We start from the raw sequence: 22,480 nt of genomic DNA on the forward strand, positions 1-22,480 counted from the left end.
CTCCTCCCTGTTGATCCCACATTCCAATCGTTGGTCCGGCTGGGTGACGATGGAAACCAATCGGATGAGTGTAGATGGAAGGTTTGATTCCTTCCGCTTTTGCTTGTTCCAGAGATTTGCTAAGAATTTCATTTCCCGTTCTACCCTTTTTGAAATTGGCTGTTAAAATATCTTGAAGACGGTTTCCGGTTTTTAACGCTTTCCTTAATCCTGCCGGTGCTTCTTTTTCTCCCGGTTTTAAAACATAGGCATGTTGCTGTGTATCCGTATTGAGCCGCAGGTAGGTAATACCAAAATCGATATGGAGCAGATCGCCTGGCAAAATGATGTCCGAATCCGGTCTGGAGGCAAAAGAGCCTCTCTTCTCCGGTTCCCCGGCTCTTTGAATAGAAACACTGGGATGAAACCAGGTTTGCAGCTTTAATCCGGCAATACGTTCTCGATACCACCATTCGACATCGTCAGTACTGGTTACCCCGGGCTGAATAACACGCTCTGACAATCCCTCGACAATGATTTCATGGGCAATTTTACAAACCATCGGGTATACTTGCATTTCTTCCGGAGTGCGAGTCTCAAGCCATCCGATTGCCAGGTTTTCTCCAGGTACTATGCGCTTTTTATATTTATCGGGAATAGCTCTTGTAAAACTTTCAAATTCTGCATGCGAAATCCCATCGGCTAAAGCAAAGGTGTTAGACCAATTGATCGCAATTTTTTTAGGATTTTTGTCTACGATGATTTCAGCCAATCTTTTCCACTGGTCAGGTTGTTTCTCTTTATCCCAGGCACGCTTAAAAAATTCTCCGATATCATATCTTGCAACAGCCAAACGCTCTACGTCACCCTCTTTGCCGGAGTCATACATTAACAGGATCGTCCTGCGCCGTGCAGCCATCCAATTCGCCGGCAGCATGGTTTTAATCACAGGATCTTCATTATATTCCCGGGCAATCACGATCCACATATCGATGCCTTCTCTGCGCATCAATTCCGGCAGTACTGTTTTCAATCGCACTTGCAGCCATCGATTGATTACCTTGGCTCGTTCTTTTAGAGGTAAAACCACCGGCATTTTAGGCTGAGCCAGGGAGGGGATTGTATTGGCTGAAATGAACAGAATGAATAATAAAAACCTGTTGAATTTTACGAATGACATCGATTTATCCTTTTACGATATGAATGATCCTATTTTTTTAAAAAATTTCGCTTAAAGTTTGATAAGAATTCAAATCAAACCAGACAGGATTTACTTGATATACAAGATAAAAAAAGTTCATCCAGGTAATGTGTGAATTATTTATCAAAAATTGGATCAACAAGATGAACAAATCTAAAATGAAGAGTTTTCTTTTGTAACCGTTGTAACGGCTGTCTTTAACCCTTTTTTCAACCACAAGCACATATATGAAACCTATGTGCTGCTTTGTGTTTTCCTCGCGACCTTCGCGGTTCAAATTTGATGGTCAAACAATCCTATTGAATAAACATCATTTTTGCAGCTTGGGAAAATTCATCGGCCTGGAGTCGATAGACATAAATTCCACTGGCTATTGGCTGACCTGACTGATTTGTGCCATCCCAGGTTACCGTGTGAACTCCGGCGTCACGAGGTCCTTCGACCAAAGATTTAATTCCCCGCCCGCTCAAATCAAAAATCTTCAAAGTAACCAAACCGCTCTTTGCTAATCTAAAGTTGATGGTTGTAGATGGATTGAATGGATTGGGATAATTTTGGTGGAGCACAAAATCCGATGGCGCCAATATTTCATTGGAAACAGAAGTGGTTGGCGTGTAGATAACAGTTAATTGTGGACGATTCCCTTCGGTGGAATTTTCACGAGAATCAAACCGTTTTGCAGTTCCACTGCTACTTTCATCACCTAATACAATCCAACCAAAATTATTCGCCGGGTTATCCAACCAATCCTGCACATCAGCCACCATTTCAGCAGTTGATTCCCAGGTATAATCGCCAATATTAATAACCGTCTGATTACTGCTTTCAGTTGCAGAAAAATCACCACCTGGACTAACCCAATTAGTCGTATTAAAAAATGTATGTATCCAGGTAACATCTCCAGTAGACGGCGTGATACCTACACCCTCGCCACCACCCCCAACTCCAATTGCTATAGACGAACCTTCACCCCAGTCCGCCTCCACTCGACGCAAAGACACGGTTGTTCCACCCAATGCATTGGTTTTCGACATATGTAATGTAAGCTTGACACTGTCGATATTTGAACCAGCCGGAATACTATCGCCAATTGCGAATGACACTAAACCACGTCTGATCAGGTTAGCACCTGAATTTCCCGCGAAAAAATGCATCCCGGCGCCATTGCTAAGATCACCTGATGCACTTTCGTAAAGAGTATTGTCTTTTGCAGGAAAAAGTGTTTTTTCATTTTGGGCGATAGCAGTTGAGTTTAAGATTAAAATAAAGGTTAAGAATAAAAATAAAGTTTGTGTCCAGAAAGTTTGTAACCATTTCATTTTCACCTCCATGGTAAATGAAAAAAACACAGTTTATGGTTTATATTGGATACTCATCATAATTTATTAAGATATTATTATCAAGCAATCGAAAAATCCGTATTTTAAATCAAAATCTAATTAACCTATTTTATATCAAACCCTATGAATGTAACAACGATCGGTAAAATTACACCTCATATCGATTTTTTAGGTTCAAGTAAAATTTGTAACTACCTGGTGAATGGAGATCAGGAATCAGCCCTTTTGGATACAGGAATGGCTTTAGACGCCGGGGATCTCTGCATGCAAATTCGCGAACATTTGCAAGATACTGACCGGCTTAGATGGATTTTACTATCGCATTCCCATTACGATCATTTGGGCGGAACGCCTTTTCTAATTAAACAATTTCCACAAATAAAAACTGCTGCTCATCCCCATGTGGATGAAATATTAAGTAAACCCTCCGCTATCAAACTGATGCAAAGATTGAATGCCGAATATGAAACGCTCAGGAAAATGAAATCTGACATTGAATTTTCAGCTTTTTCTATTGACCATTTCACAAAACATAACGAAATAATCGACCTGGGAAATGTATCCATTCAAGTGATGTACACTCCGGGTCATACCAGAGGCTGTGTTTCATTTTACATTTTACCGGATAAAGCGCTATATGGCAGTGATGTTCTCGGAGCGCCCACACCGACCGGCTTTATTCAGACAGCCTTTTTGTCCGATTACAACCAATACTTAAATTCTTTGTTGGAGCTGCAAAATCTGGAAATCGAATTTCTCTGCTTGCCGCATGGGGGTGTGATCAAAGGTGCAACTGCTGCCCAGGAATTTCTACAAAAATCAATTGATCAAACAATTTCATTACGGGAAAGAATCACAAGCTATTTGTTAGATTTGGATTATGCAGTCGACGCGGTAACACAAAAAATAATTGATGAAGATTATCAAAAATACCAGGTTGAACAACCGGTCGAGGCTTTCAGATTAAACACACTTGCAATGGTGAATACAACAAAAAGAGATCTATTTAACCGGCAGTAAGATTATTTCTACCCGATTGAATCAAATTAGTCCTCAATTCATATAATTTATGGGAAAGCAAAACGGGGTAATGATCAGGTTTGATCAAATCTTTTATTCCGGCTTCCAGTCGAGCTAAATCCATTTGACGAACATCGCGCATTTCTTCAATGGTTGGCAATTCATAAACCAATTTACCTTTTCTGATGATATCAACAAGAAGAGGTTCGATTTTACTTAACTCGGCGTGATTTATACTTTTCTTTTCAGCACTGTCAACTTCATAAAGATCAATCGATTGCTGTTCATTGGGATTTTCTTCATTCAGGCACAACATATCCGCCATTGCTTTGTTTTTTTGATCATACAATCGCCAAACATTTTTTACACCCGGGTTGTGGATCTTTTGAGAAGATTCGGATATTTTGTATGAGGGCAACCATTGACCTTGCTTTTTAACAGCCGTTAACTTGTAAATTCCCCCCAAAGCAGACGCGCCCTGGGAAGTAATCAAATGAGTGCCAACCCCATAAGAAAGCCGTTTGATAATCTCATCTGCATCGAGACCGTTTCGTGGCGCCACTTCGGTTATTTTTTCCAATATCTCAATAATTCTAAGTTCATCCAAATTGTCGGAAAGCACAATAATCGTTTCCGAAAAACCAGCTTGATTCAGCATTTTAATTGCCCGGACACTCAAAGCAGCAAAATCGCCGGAGTCCAGGCGAATTCCTACCGCTTGATGCCCTTTTTTTTGCAGCTCTTCGAAAACCGTGATAGCATTGGGGATACCGCTGTTTATCGTATCGATTGTATCGACCAGAAGCAAGCAATCATCCGGATAGCAATCCGCATAAGCTCGAAATGCTTCCAACTCACCCATTCCTATTGCCATAAAAGCCTGCACCATGGAATGGCCATGGGTTCCTTTTGGCGGGAAACCCAAAACGTGTGAAATACCCACATTTGAAGTAAAATCCGCACCACCGATTAATGCCGCCCTCGCCCCGGCATTCGCGCCGGTGCCATGTCCCCTGCGTAATCCGAATTCCAGCAACGGTTGTCCCTGTCCGCTTAAGCGAATCCGGGCAGCCTTGGTTGCTATCAAGATGGGATAATTAAGATGATTGAGCAAGGGAGTTTCAAGCAATTGGGCGATCGCCAACGGCCCTTCCACAACAGTTATGGGCTCATTAGGATGGATCACCCGACCCTCCGGAATTGCCTTTAAAGAAATACGGGCAAAATTCCCATTTTCTCGCAGCCATGCCAAAAAATCTTCCTGAAAAACCGGTTTACCCATGCGACCATTTTGGCTGCGGAGCAAATCAATATCCTCATCTCGGAAAGAAGATTCTGTCATCCAATCCAATAGCCATTCCAGACCTGCATTAATACAAAATCCGGCCTTGTGTTCGCCATAATCAGGATATTGTCGGAAAAAATGATCAAACTGAACGGTCTGCTCATGCATCCCCATACGAAAATACAGCTGGGCCATGGTCAGTTGATATTGATCCGTGAACAGGATCCCTTCGGCTGTTTTGCGCTGGTTTTGTTTCATGGTTTTGAAAATAGATTCCTGCTAAAAACATGCAGGAATGACAGATTAGTTGTGTATTTTTCTTTTTTCTTTTAAATCTTTATTTTTACATCTCTTTAATTTTTACCGTCTCACGTTTGCCGCCCTGTCCTGAACCTTTCGTCTCTGCTCAAGATAAACTCCGTCGAAGGGTTTCACATCTTACGTCTTTTCTTTGTGCCTTTGTGCCTTTGTCACTTTGCCCCTTTGCTCCTTTATATCTTCTTCCCAACTTTAGGCATTTTAGGCACTTTTTACTTTAGGCACTTTCTCCTACATCCCCGGCCATTCATGCATCGCCTCAGTCGACTGCACTACATGCATGCCGGCTTCTTTGAATTTTTGAAAAGCTGCATTTGCATCATCTGTGTAATCGATAACACCGGGAATAACGACCGGGGATGAACAATCCTCCAGAAGATAAACTTTTTCAGCAAGTCTTCGATCTAGCACGGTAATGCTGTCCAACAAATCTGCAATGGTCCAGGCGACGCAGTGGCTCTTGGCCTGGCCTGCAACGATGATGGCGTCGTATTTAACCAATTTTTGAAACAGCGCTTCATTTTTATCAACCAAAGTTTTACCATCCGGACCCGTTGCTACTTCCGGACCAAAGACTGAATAATGTTCCGTTAAGGGATGGCTTCCTTTTATCTGGAAATCCGGTTGGCTGTAGCGACAAACCGTATGGAAAAAGATCGCTTCTTCGATAGATGGCACCAGCGCATGGCCAATGCCACCAAGCATGGCATGGTAAGGCCAGATGGTTAATGCATACTTTCCGCTCTTGTTGAGTTGGTTCGTATAATGTTTAATATGTTGCTGCACAAATTCTTCGCCGTATTGTAGATTCTGCGCCAGAGACTCGTTGAAACCCCAACGACCTTGTGCTATGTCATCCTCTGTTATCATTGTAAACGGAGCAGGGTGTTCGCCACTGTCATTGGTGAAAAAAATACTGTGAAAAATTTGCATCGCCTGGTGCGTGTCCATGGTTGGCACGATTTGCGTAATATTTGACAGATTGCGATAAATGAACTCGCACAATCGATTGTTGTCATCCACAGCGCCGGTACCCGAGCGTCCGCCAACATACAATTCAAATTCAGGTAAACAAAATGTATTTTGCACATCGACAGCAACCAAACAGATCTTTTTGGTGTCTTTGGCAGCAGGCTGAATCTTAAAATCTTGTGCCCATTTTAGCGCTTTTTCAGCAGTTTCTTCGTAAGATACTTTCCAAATCTTCCCTATTTTTCCGGGGTCAAAGTGAGAGGGAATTGGTAAGTTATTTGAAATCATTTTACAAACTCCGATGGAATTATGCCATTCAGGATAGTCAGCGTGTTTAGAAGAGATCTTCTAATCATTTTATTAGATGACTTAAACGAAGTGATTTCTTGCAGTAGTTATAACAATTGGATATCAATATCTTGGATATTTTTAAAATCTTGATCCAGTGTTACAATTGTTAAATCATTAGTTTTTGCGACTGAATATTGGTAAGCATCATCAAAATCTAAATTTTGGTTTATTTTTGCTTCAATTAATTTTTTGTATTTTTCTTTTGGTAGAGTTTTTATATTGATTCGTGGTAACATATCTTCGATGAATTTTTGAAATATTTTTTCTTCCACTTGTCTAAATAATATGATGCCGATTGAATGGAGGCTAAAATCAGATATATTTAGTGATCCTATATTATTTTCAAGGAATATTTTACATGTTTCACTTTTTTCTTGCTGAAGGAATATCTCAATATATTGGTGTCGATTAAATACATTATCGCCAATTCAAAGATTTGTGTTGTAACTCGACGGAGGTATAATCCGATTTCAACTTACTTAATCCACCTTCCCAATCGAATTTAAACTTCCCTTTTTTATTTTTTGTTTTGCTATATTTATTCAATAAGTTATCAATATAATCCATGACTTCCGGAATAATATAATCTGGTAATTTTTTTATTTTAGTTTCAATTTTCTTCGTATTCATTTAAAAACTCCAAAATACTTATTTTATATCCTTATTCATTTTACACTATAAATTAAACATAGATTAACTTAAATCACAAGATTTTTATCTCTGAATGATATAACTATAATCGGGATAAGGGGGTGCCTCACGACACCTCTTCTCCACAACACTGGCATCGCGACGATGAGAAATAATCTATTAGTGGCTACGTAATTATAAAGTTTTGAACCTAATTTATCCAATTCAACTTCTTGGTTTTGTTGGCTAATTTTTTTGGTTCATGGTATTAAGCCGATTTTAATAACGCTTCCATAACAGCTTGAGGATTTTGAGAAACCACTTGAAGTAATGCTCTGGCAGGTCCTTCTGGTTTTCGTCGTCCTTGTTCCCAGTTCTGTAAGGTCGAGACACTCACACCGATCATCATGGCAAATTCAGATTGAGATTGGTGCAATCTCTCACGAATTACTTTAATATCGACAGGATCAAACTCAAAACGACGGCTGGAAGCCATTTCCCCTTTTTTAATGGCGCCCGCTTGTTTGATACTTTTGACTAGTTTATCAAAATCTTCTTGTCTCATTCTAAATACTCCTTTACTAAATTAGCAAGAAACTTAACTTTCTTTTTGCTCAGATCCTCTTGAACACTCTTACGATAAGGTAAAAGCATATAAATTGTGTCATGAGGGACATCACAATAATAAATAATTCTCAATCCTCCACGCTTGCCAATTCCTTTAATTTTCCATCGCAGCTTTCTTAATCCATTGCTTCCTGGAATGATACTACCAGATTCAGGGTGAACTAACAGAATGCTTTGAAGCTCTTTATATTCTTCATCCGTTAAGTGCTGCAATATTTCTTCTGTGAATACTGGAGTTTCAATAAATATCATTTAACTTGTTCAACTTGGCAATTTCTCAAATCTGTTTCAATTACTAAACATACGCCAATGAACGATAGATATCAAGGAGATTATTGTTATCTACCAATCGAAATAGAGCTATTCGCTAAACATCTTGTGTAGGGATTTTCCTCCCTACTTGTTACGTAGCATACCCCTCACTCAAACATATGCTGGTTTGTAAGGAACGCCAATTAACCAAATCGCTATTTGCTTTCACCCCAACCTTCCCTCACAAATCGGTTTAATGATTTTGATGATCTTTTCGTAAATGGCCGGGTTGCCGGCAGCCAAATCACCACTTGATAAGTGGTTCTGCCCTCCCAGGGGATCGGAAACGATGCCGCCGGCTTCTTTAATCAGCAACAAGCCAGCCCCGATATCCCAGGGATTCAGTTTAAATTCCCAGAATCCGTCAAACCGGCCACAGGCAACATTGGCAAGGTCGACTGCTGCTGCTCCCGGACGCCGAATAGCGCTCACCTGCAAAAATAAATGCTTAAAGCAGTCAAGATAGACATCCAGGTATTGTTTTGCATCATGTGGAAAACCGGTCGCGAGCATGCATACGGCGAAGTCGTTGGTCGTGGAAACATGGATCGGCTCGTCATTGAGAAAAGCGCCACCCTCTTTTTTTGCCGTGAACAATTCCTGCCAGGGTGGAACATTAATCACACCGGTAATGATTTCATCCCGGTAACGCAAGGCAATGGAAACACCGTAATTGGGAATGCAATGGATGTAATTTTTGGTGCCATCGAGGGGATCGATGAGCCATTGAAAATCAGATTCCGCCTGGTTTTTTCCGGACTCCTCCGCAAAGATGCGATGATCCGGGTAAAACTCCTGCAGATAATTGATTATTTCGAACTCTGCGGCTTTGTCGACTTCGGTAACAAAATCAAAGGCATGTTTCTTTTTGATATCCTCCGGCTTCAATTTCCCATAATTCTCTTGCAAGATCCGTGCGGCTCGTTTTACAGCTTCAACCGAATGCTGCAGAACTTCATCAAGATCGATCGGGATCGTGGCACTATTTTCCTTATTCACTATCATTTTCAATAATTTTCAATCCTAGCTCATTTAACTGCTTTTCATCAACATGGCTTGGCGATCCGTCCATTAGGGACAAAGCGCTTGCGGTTTTCGGAAAGGCGATGACATCTCTGATAGAGTTGCCATTAACTAAGATCATAGCCAATCGATCGAAACCGAAAGCAATACCGCCATGCGGAGGTGCGCCATATTTGAAAGCTTCCAACAGGAATCCAAACTTGTCTTGTGCTTCTTCCGGACCGATACCTAGCAACCTGAACATTTTTTGTTGTAATTCAGGCCGGTGAATTCGAATACTGCCGCCGGCGATTTCTGTGCCATTCAAAACCAAATCATATGCCCGGGCTCGCACCTTGCCGGGATCACTTTCCATCAATTCAATATCCGCCTCTTTTGGTGACGTAAACGGATGATGCATCACATCGTAGCGCTGTTCATCTTCATCAAACTCCACCAGCGGAAAATCAACCACCCATAATAAATCATTGCGTGTTTTATCGATTAATTTCAGTTTTTCACCGAAATGAAGCCGAAGCGCTCCAAGAACTTTATAGGTTATATTTGGCTGATCAGCCAGAAGGAGGATTAAATCGTTGTCTGAAGCCTGAAACTGTTGGATCAATTGATTTTGCTGTTCCGTAGAAAGAAATTTAGTACAACCTCCTTGCAGAACGCCTTCCAATATTTTTTGAGCAAGCACACCTTTAGCGCCATAGCTTTGCACCAATTTATTCAATTCATCAATTTGAGAACGGGAATAGCTTGCTCCATCCGGAATGTTTATTCCGGCGATTACTCCATTTGCTGTAATGCTATCGTTGAAAACCCGGAAATCTGTTTCTCGGAGAAGATCCGTAACCGTTTGAATTTCCATCCCGAAGCGCATATCTGGCTTGTCAACGCCAAATCTTTCGATGCACTCCTGGTAACTAAGTCTCAGAAATGGAGTTTTGATTTCCTGACCCATCAATTCCCGGTATATCGAAACCATCAATTTCTCCATTACCGAGAATACATCTTCCTCATCAACAAATGACATTTCGACATCAATTTGTGTAAATTCCGGCTGGCGGTCTGCACGTAAATCCTCATCCCTGAAACAGCGAACAATCTGGTAATAGCGGTCAAATCCGGACACCATAAGGATTTGTTTGTAGATCTGTGGTGACTGGGGCAGCGCAAAAAATTTACCATTGTATAACCTGCTGGGAACCAGGAAGTCACGTGCTCCTTCTGGTGTACTACGCATGAGAACCGGCGTTTCAATTTCAATAAAATTATTTTGATCAAAATACTTCCGCACTACCTGGGTTAATTGATGCCTCAAAATAATATTCTTTTGCATATCGGGATGGCGGAGATCAAGGTATCGATATTTAAGGCGCAATTCTTCGGAGCCTTCCCTGGGATCTGTAATCAAGAATGGCGTTACCTCGGCTTCGTTGAGAATGCGAAGATCGGATATTTCTACTTCTATTTCGCCCGTTGTTAAATTCCGGTTAATCGCATCACTCGGTCGAGTGTTGACAACACCCTTAACGGCAATCACGAATTCAGATTTTAAAGCCTTGGCCTGTTCGTAGGTTTTGTCATTGTGCTGAGGATTAAAAACCAATTGGGTCTTACCATAGCGATCCCGAATATCGACAAAAATTAAGCTGCCATGATCTCGCCTGCGATCGACCCAACCCATTAAAGTTACCTGGTTTCCGGAAACCTTCGAATTCAGTTCGCCGCAAGTATGTGTTCTTTTCCAATCTCCCAAAGACTCACTCATTTAATGCCTCAAATATGATATTTTGTTTTGGGTTCAGTAAAATAGTCATTTTTTTCGATCCACTAGATTGGTTGACAAGAATCTGTTAAACTATTCGTTACGATGCCTTTATGATTTCTCATCAATCTAAGATTGTATTCTATCCATTCTGATTCTTCATAATCTAACCCGTTGTTCGCATTATTTTAAAATATCTATCTAAAAACAGATTATCTACAACGATTTTTGACAGTTTGAAACTATTATTGCAATAGTGTTAACGTTTTGATCTTAATATAAAGGTACGATTTTAGCCCAGCGATTCATCGTTGGAGTTTTTGAACCTCTTAAAATATCATAGTCCCCGTCGGGACGAATGATGAAAAAAGATCCAAAACTATTTGACTATGACCAGAGAAATGACAGGATTTAATCATATGTTATTATTCATCCTTAGCAGGATTTATGGTTTTTTATTGATATCAAATCCCACTAATAAATTGGTGGGTTTTAGAAACTTACCATCCAAAAAAGCGAGCATTCTGAGTAGCGATAATAATCAGAGCTCCTAATTGGTTGCATTGTAAATTGCATATCGATGGGTGCGAGCATAAGTCTTTTGTACATAAAAAAGCCTCTGAAACAAGCTAAATACTTGTTTCAGAGGCCTTGAATGTATGACAAATTAATTAGATAATCAATAACCAAAGATGTAATCTTGTCGGAATACCGCGTCCCCTTTTGCTGGATCAATTGCGCCAAAATCTCGCCAGGATTTCATTTTGGTTTTTATACATCTTTCGACAGACGGATCACCCAATGTTGACCCTAAAATTTTAATACTCACAACACTACCATTGGCTTGAATGATGAATCGAACGGAAACTTTACCCTTCAAGCTCGGATTTTTTCTTAACGCTCTTTGGTAACAATATTCAATTGCGGATGCATGGGAATTCACAACCTTCATCACTTCTTCCGGACTACGGCCGGCAGATTTTCCCTGTTCGGCTTTTACTTCCGATTTGGAAACGACTAATTCACCACTCTTTTTGCCAAATTTGGAAGCACTCGCTTTGGTCCGGGCGCCGACATTGATGCCTCCGCCATGATCGGTAGCCCTGGAACCCCGTGCGCTTTTGTTTTTACCCGAAACAGTTCCGGAACTCTTAATTCCATCTAATCCGGAAATCACTTCATCCAGATTATTTGAATTTCCATTTCCTATTTCGCCAAGTAAATCCACTACAGCTTCGCCTTGTGCATTTTCGCCACCACTGAGCAAAGCCAATAATCCCATACTACTGGCTTGTTGGGCAATATCAGCTGTGGATCTTGTATTTGATTCCCGGCGTTCTCGAGCCGTGGTCTCTACGGGAGGAGCAGTTTCAGTGTTTGTTTCCTCATTCTGGGCAACTTCTTCTTCATTCTTAACCTCTTCAGGTTTCACTTCTTCAGGCTTTTCATCGGACGTTGATTCAACCTGCGGAGGAGGTTCCGGTTCGGGAACTCTTTCATAAATAAAATTTGCATAATGCTCTTGATATTTTCTGAACTCTCCTATTTTAATTTCATAAGGTATGTTTGACACCCAAAAAATTATAATCGTATTGAAGAACAAACTCACCATGAATATGGATGCGAAGCGATGGTCAAATTTATCTGCGAACCGTCGCTTATATTTGGACGGATCGATGACAAATTTGAAGTTTTCTCCATATTTTTTGGCACTAGATGTTACATCTAAAGTGCCTGGATCTTTTGTGCTTTCTTCTTTTAATTGCATGTTTCTGTTATCCATTGATAATTTCAGTTTTTCTTAACCATACACCTAGTCATTTGATAAATGCTACTATTAAGTCTCTTTTTGATATACAAGAAATTTCATATTCGGATATTTGGATTTACCACACGTTGCCATCACTTTAATGAGCGCTTTATAAGGTAATTGCTTATCCCCTTGAATCGTAATTGAACCTGAAAATTTTTGGCCATACTTTTCTTGCATGCGTTCCGCTTCCTTGGCATATCGCCTTAATTCTTTTTGAAGTTTCGGAATAATAATTTGTTCAGAAGACAGCAATTCCGACACCTTCATAATTGGCTTATCATTCAGTATCAGCCATTCCTTTGAAATTGCTAAATCTAAAGAAACGTTTGATAATTTTTCAACACTTGAATTTGGCAACGTAAGATCGTCCGATGGGGTTATCATTTGGCCATCGGTAGCATATACTTTCAATAGGAATAAAAGAATAATGGTAAACATGTCCATCATGGAATTTAAATTCAATTTCATTTCACCCGGATTTGTGGTATGTCTTTTAGCTCTTGACGGAATAAATGCCATAATTAATCTCCAATGATTACATCTGTTTCATTTTGTTTACAATACTGTTGCACTTAGAGACACCGCTGGAAAGAGCGGTAGAACCTCTCTGTCCGATTTATACATCCGAGCTGCATCCATAGTACTTACAACAGTTTGATAGTCAATATCCGGCTCTGCGACAATAATTATTCTATCCGAATCTTTATAAACTCCCGCCGCTTGTTTCTTGATTTCAACTAGGTTCTTGTTTAACTCTTCAAAATTATAGCCTCCATCTTGTAATATTGGAATGGTTGGCTCATCTCCGGTTCCGGTAAAGCTGCTGGCAAGATAAAACCCTTTGTCCGTGATGGTAACTGTCAGATCTAGTCTCTTATCTATTTCTTTCGGCCTATTTTGCATCTCACTCGCGCTAATGGCCGGTGGAAGATTGATCTCAATCATTCCAAGCTTTATGAATTGCGCCGATGTTAAAAGCAGTGGAATTAATACGACCATTAAGTTCATAATGGGTGTTAAATCCGGCTCTGTCTCAACTCTCGGCCGCAGACTGCGTTGAGAAGGTCTAAAAGCCATTAGCTATTCCCGGTTAAAAAGTTGATTAATTTTACGGAATGCTCGTCAATCTCATCAATAATCTTCATAGTTTTACTATGAACATAATTGTAAACCAGGATCGCAGGAATAGCTACAGACAGACCAACCAGAGTTGTATTCATAGCTGTTGAAATACCGGCAGCAAGCAAGCGCGATTTTTCTGCTGCATCAATACCCGGAGCAGAGACTGAATTAAAAGCTAAAATGAGACCGTAGATGGTTCCCATTAATCCCAACAACGTGGCAACATTACCAATCATTGCAAGATAATTGGTTCTTTCTTGCAATTTCGGGATGGTCTCCAAAGTACCTTCATCGACTGCATTCTGTGCAGTTCTGAAATCCACCTGACCTTTTTGTCCAAGTCTCGAAAGACATGTATAAACAACATAAGGCAAGGCTTTGGTTTTGACACTTGCAGATAAGCCGAGAGCGTCTTTAAATTTACCGGCAGTTAGTAATCCACGAATATCCGCCATAAATTTAGACGCATTGATATTTGCACGAATAGCAATAAAATAAATCCTCTCTATTGATATTGCGATCATAAATACCGCAGATATCAATAACAACCACATAAAAAACCATCCAGGGGCACCAATTTTAAATCCCTGAAATATTTGCAATATACTAGCCATATAAACCTCCTATTTCTGTCTTATTTTTTGTATTATAAATTACTATTACTTTCTCTATTATCGGCAATCACTTGTTTTAATTTAACGATAAATTGACCTTTTTTTAAACTTGCTAACTAGATGATAATATTATAATTATATACTTCTTATTGGTCTCTTTTATCTAATGGAATACCAAACATTCTTTTTTTTATTGCCCAAACTATTTACGCTCTTTGGCTAACAGTTTTTTTAGATTCTCAATTTTTGTAAATTTTCGCCTGTCAGAATGAAATCCATAAATTTTATCCGAAACCATCTTCAATTCCTGATCAAAATAGCGAATAATATATTCCACATTCTCAAGTTGAGGTTCAAGGCGTGTGGGAAGTATTGAAACGCTGGGTTTTTCAATCTGGGCATCCAGGTGTAATTCATCAAGTTGAATTTCCTTAATATCCGAAGCGGTTGATTGCTCAACAGATCTTTTGTTAGCTTTATTTTCATTTTTCTGGCTTTCCTGTGCAAACGCTGAAACAGTCATTAAAATAAAACAAACTAAAAATATGGATATGGTTCTCATTACATTTTACCTCTTATTTTTCCGGGACAAAATTTCGAATATAAATCTGTTCATCCATTGTGGTTATTTTACCTGAATCTAACTGTGTATTGCTTTTTTGCTGTTCTTCAAATGCGGCTAGATTTAGGGTTTGTAATTCTATGATGGGTTGAACGCCATGGCCGCTACCGTCAGTGTCATCTAATTTAATGGCGATAAGATTTTTTCCGACTTTAAGGAATGGCGATAAATCGGTTTCGAAGACATTGCCCCAGCCGAGAGACTCATCTTGCTCTTCGAATACGCTAATCCCATTCACATAAACTTTTACATTGTCATCGGCATTTAACTTAAGTTTCGCAGATAAAGGTTTATTATCTAACTCAAACGCTTTCCGCAAATAGTAGGATTGTGGTGCCAAAACAATTTGCGTATCTTGAGTAGAATTGGTTGCGGAAGAGTCTAATTCAACAGGTTCCGGCAATCTGGACAACAAGATGGGTTCACCGCCATTTGAGAAATCTTCCAATACATCGGCAGGTTGCCAGGTTTCATCACTAAACTCAGGCATCATCCAAGTAGAGTCTTGGATTTCAGTGGTGTAAACCCAGGATTCATCAGGAGAAATCACTATGCCATCTGTTGGCACTTCAAACTCAGCCGCATAGGTTTGCGGATTTAAATTCACCAAAAGTACTGTTAGCTTGTTTAAATTGGGAGAATTAAAACCATATTCCTTACTTAAAGCGTAAGTGTTCTCACCTAATTCAAGAGCATTGTCATGCAAATATGACTCTAAATCCGAAAATGTAAAAATTGCATCCTCGTAAGCCATCTTCGGGGTCTGTTGATTTTGAACTGTAAATTTATCCTTCATTGCTGCTGCATGCTTGGAGGATTCTTCCAGTTTTGCGGATAATTGGACCGTCGTTTGGATCAAATCTGAAAAAATGGAATTGGCAATAGTATTGCCAAAGGGCTGTTGGATAACATTGTCAATGGATAGTTTGTAACTGGTATTCATCGTTCCCGCGTAATTGTTACCAAGCTCGATCAGGTTCACCAGACTTCCCGCCAGATCCAACGTGTTCTCTTGTTCTTCTTCTGTGCCGTTATTCATAAGATTTACATATCGATCATATTTTTTCTCATAGGTGGCGAAAGCGTCCAGGAAAAGCTTCTTATATTGATTTGTGAGAACAGTCATTACGTTAAAAAGACCGGTTCTGGATTTTGCTACCCAGTTATTTTCTAACCCGTGTTGACCTGCCTCTTCCAAACCCCGAATATATGCTTTAGTAACTTCCTCAACTACCGGGTAGACAGCTTTGGCCAGAACCTGGTTGCGATATTCCAAAGAAGTCACTTCATCTAAACCTGTGGGAATTGGCGCGTTCAATAAAGGATCTATGGATCCTACGTTTAGTTCCGCCATATTAAAAAGCATGTGTGATACTTTTTCTCCCGAAACCTTGATCCATCGACCGGCAACTTGCAGGGTGCTATCCTCTTCCACGGCACGCCCTGTATTTTGCTTTTCTTCTTGCGGCTGATTAGAACTATAATTGTCAACGAGCTTTTGCAATGCCAGGAAACTTGTTTTATAAGATTCGAAGGCTTTTTCATATAATTGCACTGAAGTTTTATTTTGTTTCTTGAGGTAAACCACCTTTTCCATCTCATTCATGTCAGGTAGTTCTTTCTCACTCCAGGTAACCGCAAAATCTTCATAGGCCTTCCCGACGTTGAAAGTGGCTTCGTACAAGCGGTTGGTTCCGTAAGCCGCAACCCGAGTATATTGATTCACTAATTTCTTCAGGAGATCTCTCTTCTCTTTTTGGGCGGATTCTAAGTGCGCTAGATTAAATTGAATGCCATCGTAGTACTTGTACTGCTCTTCGGTTTTCAGGAACAGCGCTTCGGCAGCATAAAAATCGTTGGTTTCCAAACTCTTGCTTTTTAACTCATCGTTCCGCTTTACAGCCAAATCAAATTCTTGCAAAGCACTGTCAACCTGGTTTCTATTCAGGTAATATGCACCGCGCTTGAAATGTGTTTCCACACCCCGGGGAGAATCCGGAAAGCGCGAAGCAAATTCTCCATAAACGGAATTGGCATTTTCAAAATCATCGAACTTGAGATATAGTTCTGCCAAATCGTAAAAAATATCTTCAGTATCTTCTGCATCCGGAAAACGGTCTACATAAGCTCGATTAACACGAATGGCATCACTCCAGGCCGTTTGTTTGGTGTAGAAATAACTCGAATTATATAATGCATCCTTTGCCTTTTCCAGATCAGGCTGGCTCGATGACAATTTTTCATATGTTGAAGCCGCCAATGTAAAATCTTCGATTTCACCATAGTCGATGGCCAGGTTGTTAACCGCATCCAAATAATGATCAGAACTCTCAAAATTATCGATTAGCTCTTTGTATGCTTCAATTGCTTCGGGAAAGGCTTTTGCCAAATCGAATTGAACTCCTGCCTGAAATATGGATTTATCGGCAAATTCGGCATCAGGAACTTCGACGTATAGCTCCCTGAATCGTTGGGCCGCTTCCAAATGTTTGTTTTCACCGACCAATGCTTCTGCATCTAAGTAGATAGATTCAGCCAATCGAGTTTTTATTTTATCTCGTAGTTCCGGAGAAAGTCTTTCGTCATTTTGAATTTTCTTAGCGATGATCTCCGCATTGTTAAAGTCTTTCATGCCGAAATAGCTTTCCAGTATCGAGAACTGAGCTTGGGAAGCAAACGGACTGGCCGGAAAGTTTTGTGCTAAAGTACTGAAATAGCGTAACGATAAATCAAAATCGTCATTGTTATAATACATTGTGCCAACGTTGCGCAATACTTCGGCGGTTATTTCATCTTCCGGGTAGTGCATAATAAAATTGTTGTAGGCCTCGATTAATTTTTCCGTTGAGGCAATTTGTGTTGAGGCCTGGCTAACCACTTGTTCGGAAGAATCTACCTGTGCGGCTATTTGCAGTGTTTCTAATTCATCTTGAACTTTATCTTGTTCGGAGAACTCTCGCGCCAAAACAATCGCATTTTCAGCAGCATTTCTCTTGTACTCATCGGATAAATAATCATTACAGATTCTTAAGTACTCTTGATATGCTTCTTCCTTCTGGTTGAGCTTGGTATCCAAAATAAGCGCCATATTCCAATGAATTATATAGGCGCTTGTGTCAAATTGAAAGGTGGTCAAATATTTTTTTGCTTCCTCAACAACCAATTGATAGTAACCGGCATCCTTTTTTTTCTCACCCAGGCTTATCAACAAATTGATGTTTGCCCGTTGTGCAAGTTCTGCTTTTTGCGAAGCATTCTGTAAGACTTTAAGCTTTTGATATGGATCAATATCTAATTGTTGAACTTGAATTTGCCATTCGCTTTCCGGTCGATATACATCAAACAAGCGCTGCTGAGCTAAGAATACTTCGTCATCGTCCTCAATACCTTTGGCACACAGAACAATTTTTTCTTGAATTTTGGGCGATTCGAGGTAATAGGGATAGCGCTCCAACAATGCCATGTAAACAAATTTCGCTTGTATATACTTTTCTTCATTCTCGCGATAGATATCCCCTAATTTTTTAAGGACTTCAGCGCCATAACCGGGCCGACCCAGGGAGTCGACATAGGTAAGCACTTTATCCAAACCGCCAAAATAGCGGAAACAAACTCCGATGTATTCCAAAGCTTCATTTTTTAAAGTAGGATTAACGAACTTCTTGGATCCGGGCTCATGCTCATATTCTTCAATATCTTGCACCAGAACCGTAAAAGAATAGACTGCATCACTGTATCGTTCAATTAAATAATAAGACCAACCCAACTTATACAATGCTTCATTATACCTATGAGTATCACGATAGTCTAAGGCTTTAGTGTAGTATTCAATTGCCTTATCCAGATCACGATGAATCGGACTGAAATGGAATTCACCAAGCCGGATCAATGCTTCCGGAGCGTATCGGCTACTCGAATATTGATTCGTTAACTGCATATAATATGGAACAGCTTCTTCTGATCTGTAACTTTTCTCCAGGGCAAAAGCATAATGGTAAAGAGTGCCATCTGTCAGTTTGCTGTCGGGGCTTTTTTCAAGGATTATTTTATACATCTTAAGGGACGCGCTGTAATCCGGTTTAGGTTCTTCAGGGAGCTCTGTAGTCTTTCCTTCCTCAAATTGAGTGAATGCTTCTTCATACTTTTCCATTTCTTTGAAGAATTCGTCCTTTGTTTTTCTGAAATAGAAATCTCCCATTCGGTACAAAATACGATCCATAAAATCATGATCAGGGTTTATTGAAAAGAGCTTCTCACCATCCTGCAAAATCTTCTCTTGTAACAAGTTACTTTCTTGAATTACATTTTGGATTTCACCCTGGTAAAATTCACGAAATTTTGTCAACTCATCCAAAGAAAAGCCATTTAAAAGTGAATCAGCCGCGAGTTCTAAAATATGCTCTTCCAAATCGTCCTGGGCAATTAGATGAACAGGAAGAAACAGAGCTAATAATAGAGCCCAAAAAATCGTTTTAAATTTCTGTTTAATAATTTGTATCATAATCCTACCATTAGTCTTTTTAAATAATACCAGACATATTTGCTGTTTATTATTTTTCCCCGGGTTTCTGGGTATTCAAAAGTTCTTCTTATTTTATTTGAGCTCCATTATCGCCCTGAACAATACTGTTGACAAAATAATCTTGGTCAAAATATCGTTTTCTTTCTTCATCCAGCTGGGCAATCTTGTCCTTAATTTCCTGGTTTTCCAATTCTCTGATTCGTTGATCCATCACAGCAATTTCATAGACCAGTTGACCTTGTTTGTTCCTGAATATTTTAGTAATGGCATTGACATTGTTGGTGTTTTCTTTCACCTGGCTTCTTAAAATATTTCTGTGATCAAAATCTTTTTCGCTCATCCCCAAACCGGAGAAATCCGACCATCTTGAATAATCTGTTTCTACCTGTTTTGGCTGGTTTTCCACTAAAGAGATTTTTAAGGATTCCAGCCTTCTGGCATAATCATCGAACTCCATGGAATGGTAATCCAATTGACTCAATGCTTCAAGATTATTGGATTGTTTGGCTTTTTCTTTTAAAATGTTGGCCTCACGGAAGTTCTTCTTTACCTTCTGTTCTTCGATTGCAATTTTATTTTGCATGGATTTGAATCGATTTTTCTGATAACTAGTGCTGCTTTCCTTCAATGCCAGGGGATAATCGGATCTGATATCTACATTTCTTTCAGTTTGTAATTCCCACACCCTTAGCAAACTTACACCTAAATCATTGGCAATTTTATTCAAGGATTTACTGGTTCTCATCATCCCCATTTGCGAAGCTAATTGCTCACTTGAGCGAGCCTGTTGGATTAACGCTCGTATTCTTGCTTCTTCAGAATTAATCTCTTCAACCAACTGCAATCCCGGTTTACCTTGATAGGAAAGGGACTTCACCCTGAAAGTGAGATCATCTCTTAGATTCCTAATCCGTTCATAAACAACCAAATCTCCCTGTGCAATCGCATCTGGTTCCAATTCATCCAACTTAGATATTATTCGAATGATACGATTACGTTCGGAGTTAAACTCATTGCTTAAGGACACTGAATTTCCTGCATTTTCGACATAACGCACTTTTCTCGCGGATGAATGATCATCACCAAGTAAACTACTGCAATGTGCCGAAAGCATCATGGCTTCGTAAATATAATTTGAATCTATGTATCCCCAGAAAACCTGGTCCAATTCTTTTTGAGCTGACGCAAATTCACCCAACCTAAATTTTGCCCAGGCTTTGGAAATTAAAACAACATCATAATTGGGAATGTCCTTTTCTATTTTTCCAAAATTGGCCAACGCGTTTTCAAAATCCCCTTCGGTGTAAAGCAGCAAACCACTTTTTAGTAAGGAATGATTGATAATGCTATTTAACAATTTATCCGTTGGTGATTTGGACAAATTCCCCAGAGAATAAAAAATGGGTTTGGCTTTTTCAACCTGATCCTTGCTAAGGTAGGCGGCTGCCTGTACATATTGGCCGGCAAAATAATATTTGGAATTTTGATTTATACTCTCGACATACTGCCTGGTTTTGGCAATATCATTTGATTTGTAGGCAGAATAACCTGCGGTTAACATGGCTTTGGCCATCAGCTCATCTTCCGAAGAAGCGGGTAATTCCCGGAGTTTGTCCGCATATTGAAAAAGTCTTCGTTGGTTGTTCAGAAGATTGTTGATCAAAACCAAACGGTAATATGCTCGTTTTACATAATCAACATCCGATCCCTTTTCTGCTACTTTTTGGTATTCTGCTTTCGCTCTCGAATATAGCCGCTGCATCCACAGGCTTTCGGCATAATAATACCTCATGTCAGCCATATTGCTATAAGGATAGTCATCCAATATCGTTTTAAACAGAATCTCAGATACTGCGAAATCTTCATTGTTATATTGGGCGACCGCTGAAAGAACATCTTGATCAAACATGCGTTTCACTTGCTCCTGAGAACCGGAGCCAATCAATTTTTTCCGTAGCAATTCCAGATTAGTTTTATAGTTCTGAATCCGAAAGGACTGGTTGGCTAACCAGCGCTTAAAATTGCTATCCAATTTTTCACTATCATGGCGAAATTGAGCACCCTTATAACCAAACGCCAGGAGGGTTTCAAACGGAACGACATCCAGAAGCCGTTGTTTAATCCTTCGAGTTTGCAAACGAAAATTTGTATCCTCAAAATCGATTTTTCTATCCAGAACATCTAATTTATTCAAGACAATAACAACTTGTGCGATCTCCCTTATGTAACTTCCCGTGAGAGGATCCTCAATTGATTTTCCGTCAAGAACATCAAAAATATTTTTTCGTAATCGATCCGCTTTATCATTTAATTCAGAAGATTTGGATTTTGATCTTAGTTTTTGGGCCTCCTTGGCAACTTGTATTAAAGCATCGATTTCCCCGCTATAGCCTTCAACCAGTTGGTCGGCCGATCGTGATGTAGTAACGGTTTTTCCAACCATAGAACGAAATTGATCCTTTAGCTCGGCAATCCTCTTTTCCGTTGATTCGTCCGGATTTGATTTTGTAATCTGTTCAAGCCTTGTGATCTCGTCATAAAGCTTAACGGCATTTGCAATCACTTTATTAAAATCGGAATTTAAATAGCTGCTGAGATCTTTACTTTGTTTCAAATCATCTTTGAAAATATCAGCCCCTTCTTTCTCCCGGAATAATAATTCTCGTTGAACATTATTCGAAACAAGGGTAAGATAAAATCTTTGTGTCGTGAGGTACTCGAGGAAAGGCCTGGTTTCGTCTTTTTTAATTTGTTCCAGGCGGGATTTCATTTCCTTTTCCAGGTGATTTTTCGATTTTAATTGAGCATACCCTGAAGAAAAAAGAAACAACATCAACAATGGTAAAAACGTATATTTTGCCGTCAGTCTTGAACAGCAAATTAATTTAGTACTCATAAATCATTTCCATATTTTTATTTGTTCCGGGCTTTTTCATACTATTAGCCATAGACAATGGATTTATAACTGTTCAT

The 22,480-nt window shown here is 39.7% G+C and carries 17 protein-coding genes and 1 pseudogene; 1 reads left to right on the forward strand and 17 read right to left on the reverse strand.

What is annotated here, in order from left to right:
- Both IIC38_04905 and IIC38_04910 read right to left on the reverse strand, forming a co-directional pair.
- Positions 1-1,159, reverse strand: a 1,159-nt coding sequence (locus IIC38_04905; GenBank protein ID MCH8125283.1) for a M24 family metallopeptidase, incomplete at its 3' end; no start/stop codon positions are given.
- A 317-nt stretch (positions 1,160-1,476) separates the two neighbouring features.
- On the reverse strand, positions 1,477-2,499 hold the full coding sequence (locus IIC38_04910) for a T9SS type A sorting domain-containing protein (GenBank protein ID MCH8125284.1): 1,023 nt from the start codon (positions 2,497-2,499) through the stop codon (positions 1,477-1,479).
- A gap of 144 nt (positions 2,500-2,643) precedes the next feature.
- Between IIC38_04910 and IIC38_04915 the strand changes: the two genes are divergently transcribed.
- Positions 2,644-3,540 (forward strand): MBL fold metallo-hydrolase, encoded by an 897-nt coding sequence (locus tag IIC38_04915; GenBank protein MCH8125285.1) that lies wholly within the window; start codon positions 2,644-2,646, stop codon positions 3,538-3,540.
- Here IIC38_04915 and IIC38_04920 read toward each other — a convergent pair.
- From IIC38_04920 to IIC38_04990, 15 genes and pseudogenes are all read right to left on the reverse strand, one after another.
- The gene (locus IIC38_04920; protein ID MCH8125286.1) at positions 3,527-5,083 is read right to left on the reverse strand and encodes a nicotinate phosphoribosyltransferase; all 1,557 of its coding nucleotides are present in this window, start codon (positions 5,081-5,083) and stop codon (positions 3,527-3,529) included. The genes IIC38_04915 and IIC38_04920 overlap by 14 nt on opposite strands.
- A gap of 291 nt (positions 5,084-5,374) precedes the next feature.
- Positions 5,375-6,403 carry an isochorismatase gene (locus IIC38_04925; GenBank protein MCH8125287.1) on the reverse strand — a complete coding sequence of 343 codons (1,029 nt, stop codon included), beginning with the start codon at positions 6,401-6,403 and terminating at the stop codon, positions 5,375-5,377.
- Positions 6,404-6,510: 107 nt separating this feature from the next.
- Positions 6,511-6,884 (reverse strand): annotated as a pseudogene (locus IIC38_04930) (type II toxin-antitoxin system VapC family toxin).
- Complete coding sequence (locus IIC38_04935) at positions 6,884-7,096, reverse strand: DUF2281 domain-containing protein (protein ID MCH8125288.1); 213 nt, start codon at positions 7,094-7,096, stop codon at positions 6,884-6,886. The pseudogene IIC38_04930 and the gene IIC38_04935 overlap by 1 nt, the downstream one beginning before the upstream one ends.
- A 268-nt stretch (positions 7,097-7,364) precedes the next feature.
- On the reverse strand, positions 7,365-7,661 hold the full coding sequence (locus IIC38_04940; protein MCH8125289.1) for a helix-turn-helix domain-containing protein: 297 nt from the start codon (positions 7,659-7,661) through the stop codon (positions 7,365-7,367).
- Positions 7,658-7,975: a hypothetical protein gene (locus IIC38_04945; protein ID MCH8125290.1), complete on the reverse strand. Its 318-nt coding sequence runs from the start codon at positions 7,973-7,975 to the stop codon at positions 7,658-7,660. The genes IIC38_04940 and IIC38_04945 overlap by 4 nt, the downstream gene beginning before the upstream one ends.
- Before the next feature lie 225 nt (positions 7,976-8,200).
- Positions 8,201-9,034 (reverse strand): inositol monophosphatase, encoded by an 834-nt coding sequence (locus tag IIC38_04950; protein ID MCH8125291.1) that lies wholly within the window; start codon positions 9,032-9,034, stop codon positions 8,201-8,203.
- Positions 9,027-10,817, reverse strand: coding sequence for an aspartate--tRNA ligase (aspS, locus tag IIC38_04955; GenBank protein MCH8125292.1), 1,791 nt, complete (start codon positions 10,815-10,817; stop codon positions 9,027-9,029). The genes IIC38_04950 and aspS overlap by 8 nt, the downstream gene beginning before the upstream one ends.
- Positions 10,818-11,493: 676 nt before the next feature.
- Positions 11,494-12,597, reverse strand: coding sequence for an AgmX/PglI C-terminal domain-containing protein (locus tag IIC38_04960; GenBank protein ID MCH8125293.1), 1,104 nt, complete (start codon positions 12,595-12,597; stop codon positions 11,494-11,496).
- Positions 12,598-12,651: 54 nt separating this feature from the next.
- Positions 12,652-13,146 (reverse strand): biopolymer transporter ExbD, encoded by a 495-nt coding sequence (locus IIC38_04965; protein MCH8125294.1) that lies wholly within the window; start codon positions 13,144-13,146, stop codon positions 12,652-12,654.
- A 36-nt stretch (positions 13,147-13,182) separates the two neighbouring features.
- Positions 13,183-13,704 (reverse strand): biopolymer transporter ExbD, encoded by a 522-nt coding sequence (locus IIC38_04970; protein MCH8125295.1) that lies wholly within the window; start codon positions 13,702-13,704, stop codon positions 13,183-13,185.
- Positions 13,704-14,363 (reverse strand): MotA/TolQ/ExbB proton channel family protein, encoded by a 660-nt coding sequence (locus tag IIC38_04975; GenBank protein ID MCH8125296.1) that lies wholly within the window; start codon positions 14,361-14,363, stop codon positions 13,704-13,706. Before IIC38_04975 ends, IIC38_04970 begins: the two co-directional genes overlap by 1 nt.
- A 202-nt stretch (positions 14,364-14,565) precedes the next feature.
- Positions 14,566-14,925, reverse strand: coding sequence for a hypothetical protein (locus tag IIC38_04980; protein ID MCH8125297.1), 360 nt, complete (start codon positions 14,923-14,925; stop codon positions 14,566-14,568).
- A 13-nt stretch (positions 14,926-14,938) separates the two neighbouring features.
- A complete protein-coding gene (locus tag IIC38_04985) occupies positions 14,939-19,486 on the reverse strand; it encodes a tetratricopeptide repeat protein (protein ID MCH8125298.1) in 4,548 nt (1,515 codons plus the stop codon).
- A gap of 88 nt (positions 19,487-19,574) precedes the next feature.
- A complete protein-coding gene (locus IIC38_04990) occupies positions 19,575-22,403 on the reverse strand; it encodes a hypothetical protein (protein ID MCH8125299.1) in 2,829 nt (942 codons plus the stop codon).
- Between the last annotated feature and the right edge of the window lie 77 nt (positions 22,404-22,480).

It is taken from the genome of candidate division KSB1 bacterium (assembly GCA_022566355.1).
Classification (GTDB): domain Bacteria; phylum Zhuqueibacterota; class JdFR-76; order JdFR-76; family DREG01; genus JADFJB01.

Bases quoted from the DNA above. Each gene is read 5' to 3' on its own strand.
- IIC38_04910 (MCH8125284.1), bottom strand. From the start codon at position 2,499: ATGAAATGGTTACAAACTTTCTGGACACAAACTTTATTTTTATTCTTA.
- IIC38_04915 (MCH8125285.1), top strand. From the start codon at position 2,644: ATGAATGTAACAACGATCGGTAAAATTACACCTCATATCGATTTTTTA.
- IIC38_04920 (MCH8125286.1), bottom strand. From the start codon at position 5,083: ATGAAACAAAACCAGCGCAAAACAGCCGAAGGGATCCTGTTCACGGAT.
- IIC38_04925 (MCH8125287.1), bottom strand. From the start codon at position 6,403: ATGATTTCAAATAACTTACCAATTCCCTCTCACTTTGACCCCGGAAAA.
- IIC38_04935 (MCH8125288.1), bottom strand. From the start codon at position 7,096: ATGAATACGAAGAAAATTGAAACTAAAATAAAAAAATTACCAGATTAT.
- IIC38_04940 (MCH8125289.1), bottom strand. From the start codon at position 7,661: ATGAGACAAGAAGATTTTGATAAACTAGTCAAAAGTATCAAACAAGCG.
- IIC38_04945 (MCH8125290.1), bottom strand. From the start codon at position 7,975: ATGATATTTATTGAAACTCCAGTATTCACAGAAGAAATATTGCAGCAC.
- aspS (MCH8125292.1), bottom strand. From the start codon at position 10,817: ATGAGTGAGTCTTTGGGAGATTGGAAAAGAACACATACTTGCGGCGAA.
- IIC38_04960 (MCH8125293.1), bottom strand. From the start codon at position 12,597: ATGGATAACAGAAACATGCAATTAAAAGAAGAAAGCACAAAAGATCCA.
- IIC38_04965 (MCH8125294.1), bottom strand. From the start codon at position 13,146: ATGGCATTTATTCCGTCAAGAGCTAAAAGACATACCACAAATCCGGGT.
- IIC38_04970 (MCH8125295.1), bottom strand. From the start codon at position 13,704: ATGGCTTTTAGACCTTCTCAACGCAGTCTGCGGCCGAGAGTTGAGACA.
- IIC38_04975 (MCH8125296.1), bottom strand. From the start codon at position 14,363: ATGGCTAGTATATTGCAAATATTTCAGGGATTTAAAATTGGTGCCCCT.
- IIC38_04980 (MCH8125297.1), bottom strand. From the start codon at position 14,925: ATGAGAACCATATCCATATTTTTAGTTTGTTTTATTTTAATGACTGTT.
- IIC38_04985 (MCH8125298.1), bottom strand. From the start codon at position 19,486: ATGATACAAATTATTAAACAGAAATTTAAAACGATTTTTTGGGCTCTA.
- IIC38_04990 (MCH8125299.1), bottom strand. From the start codon at position 22,403: ATGAGTACTAAATTAATTTGCTGTTCAAGACTGACGGCAAAATATACG.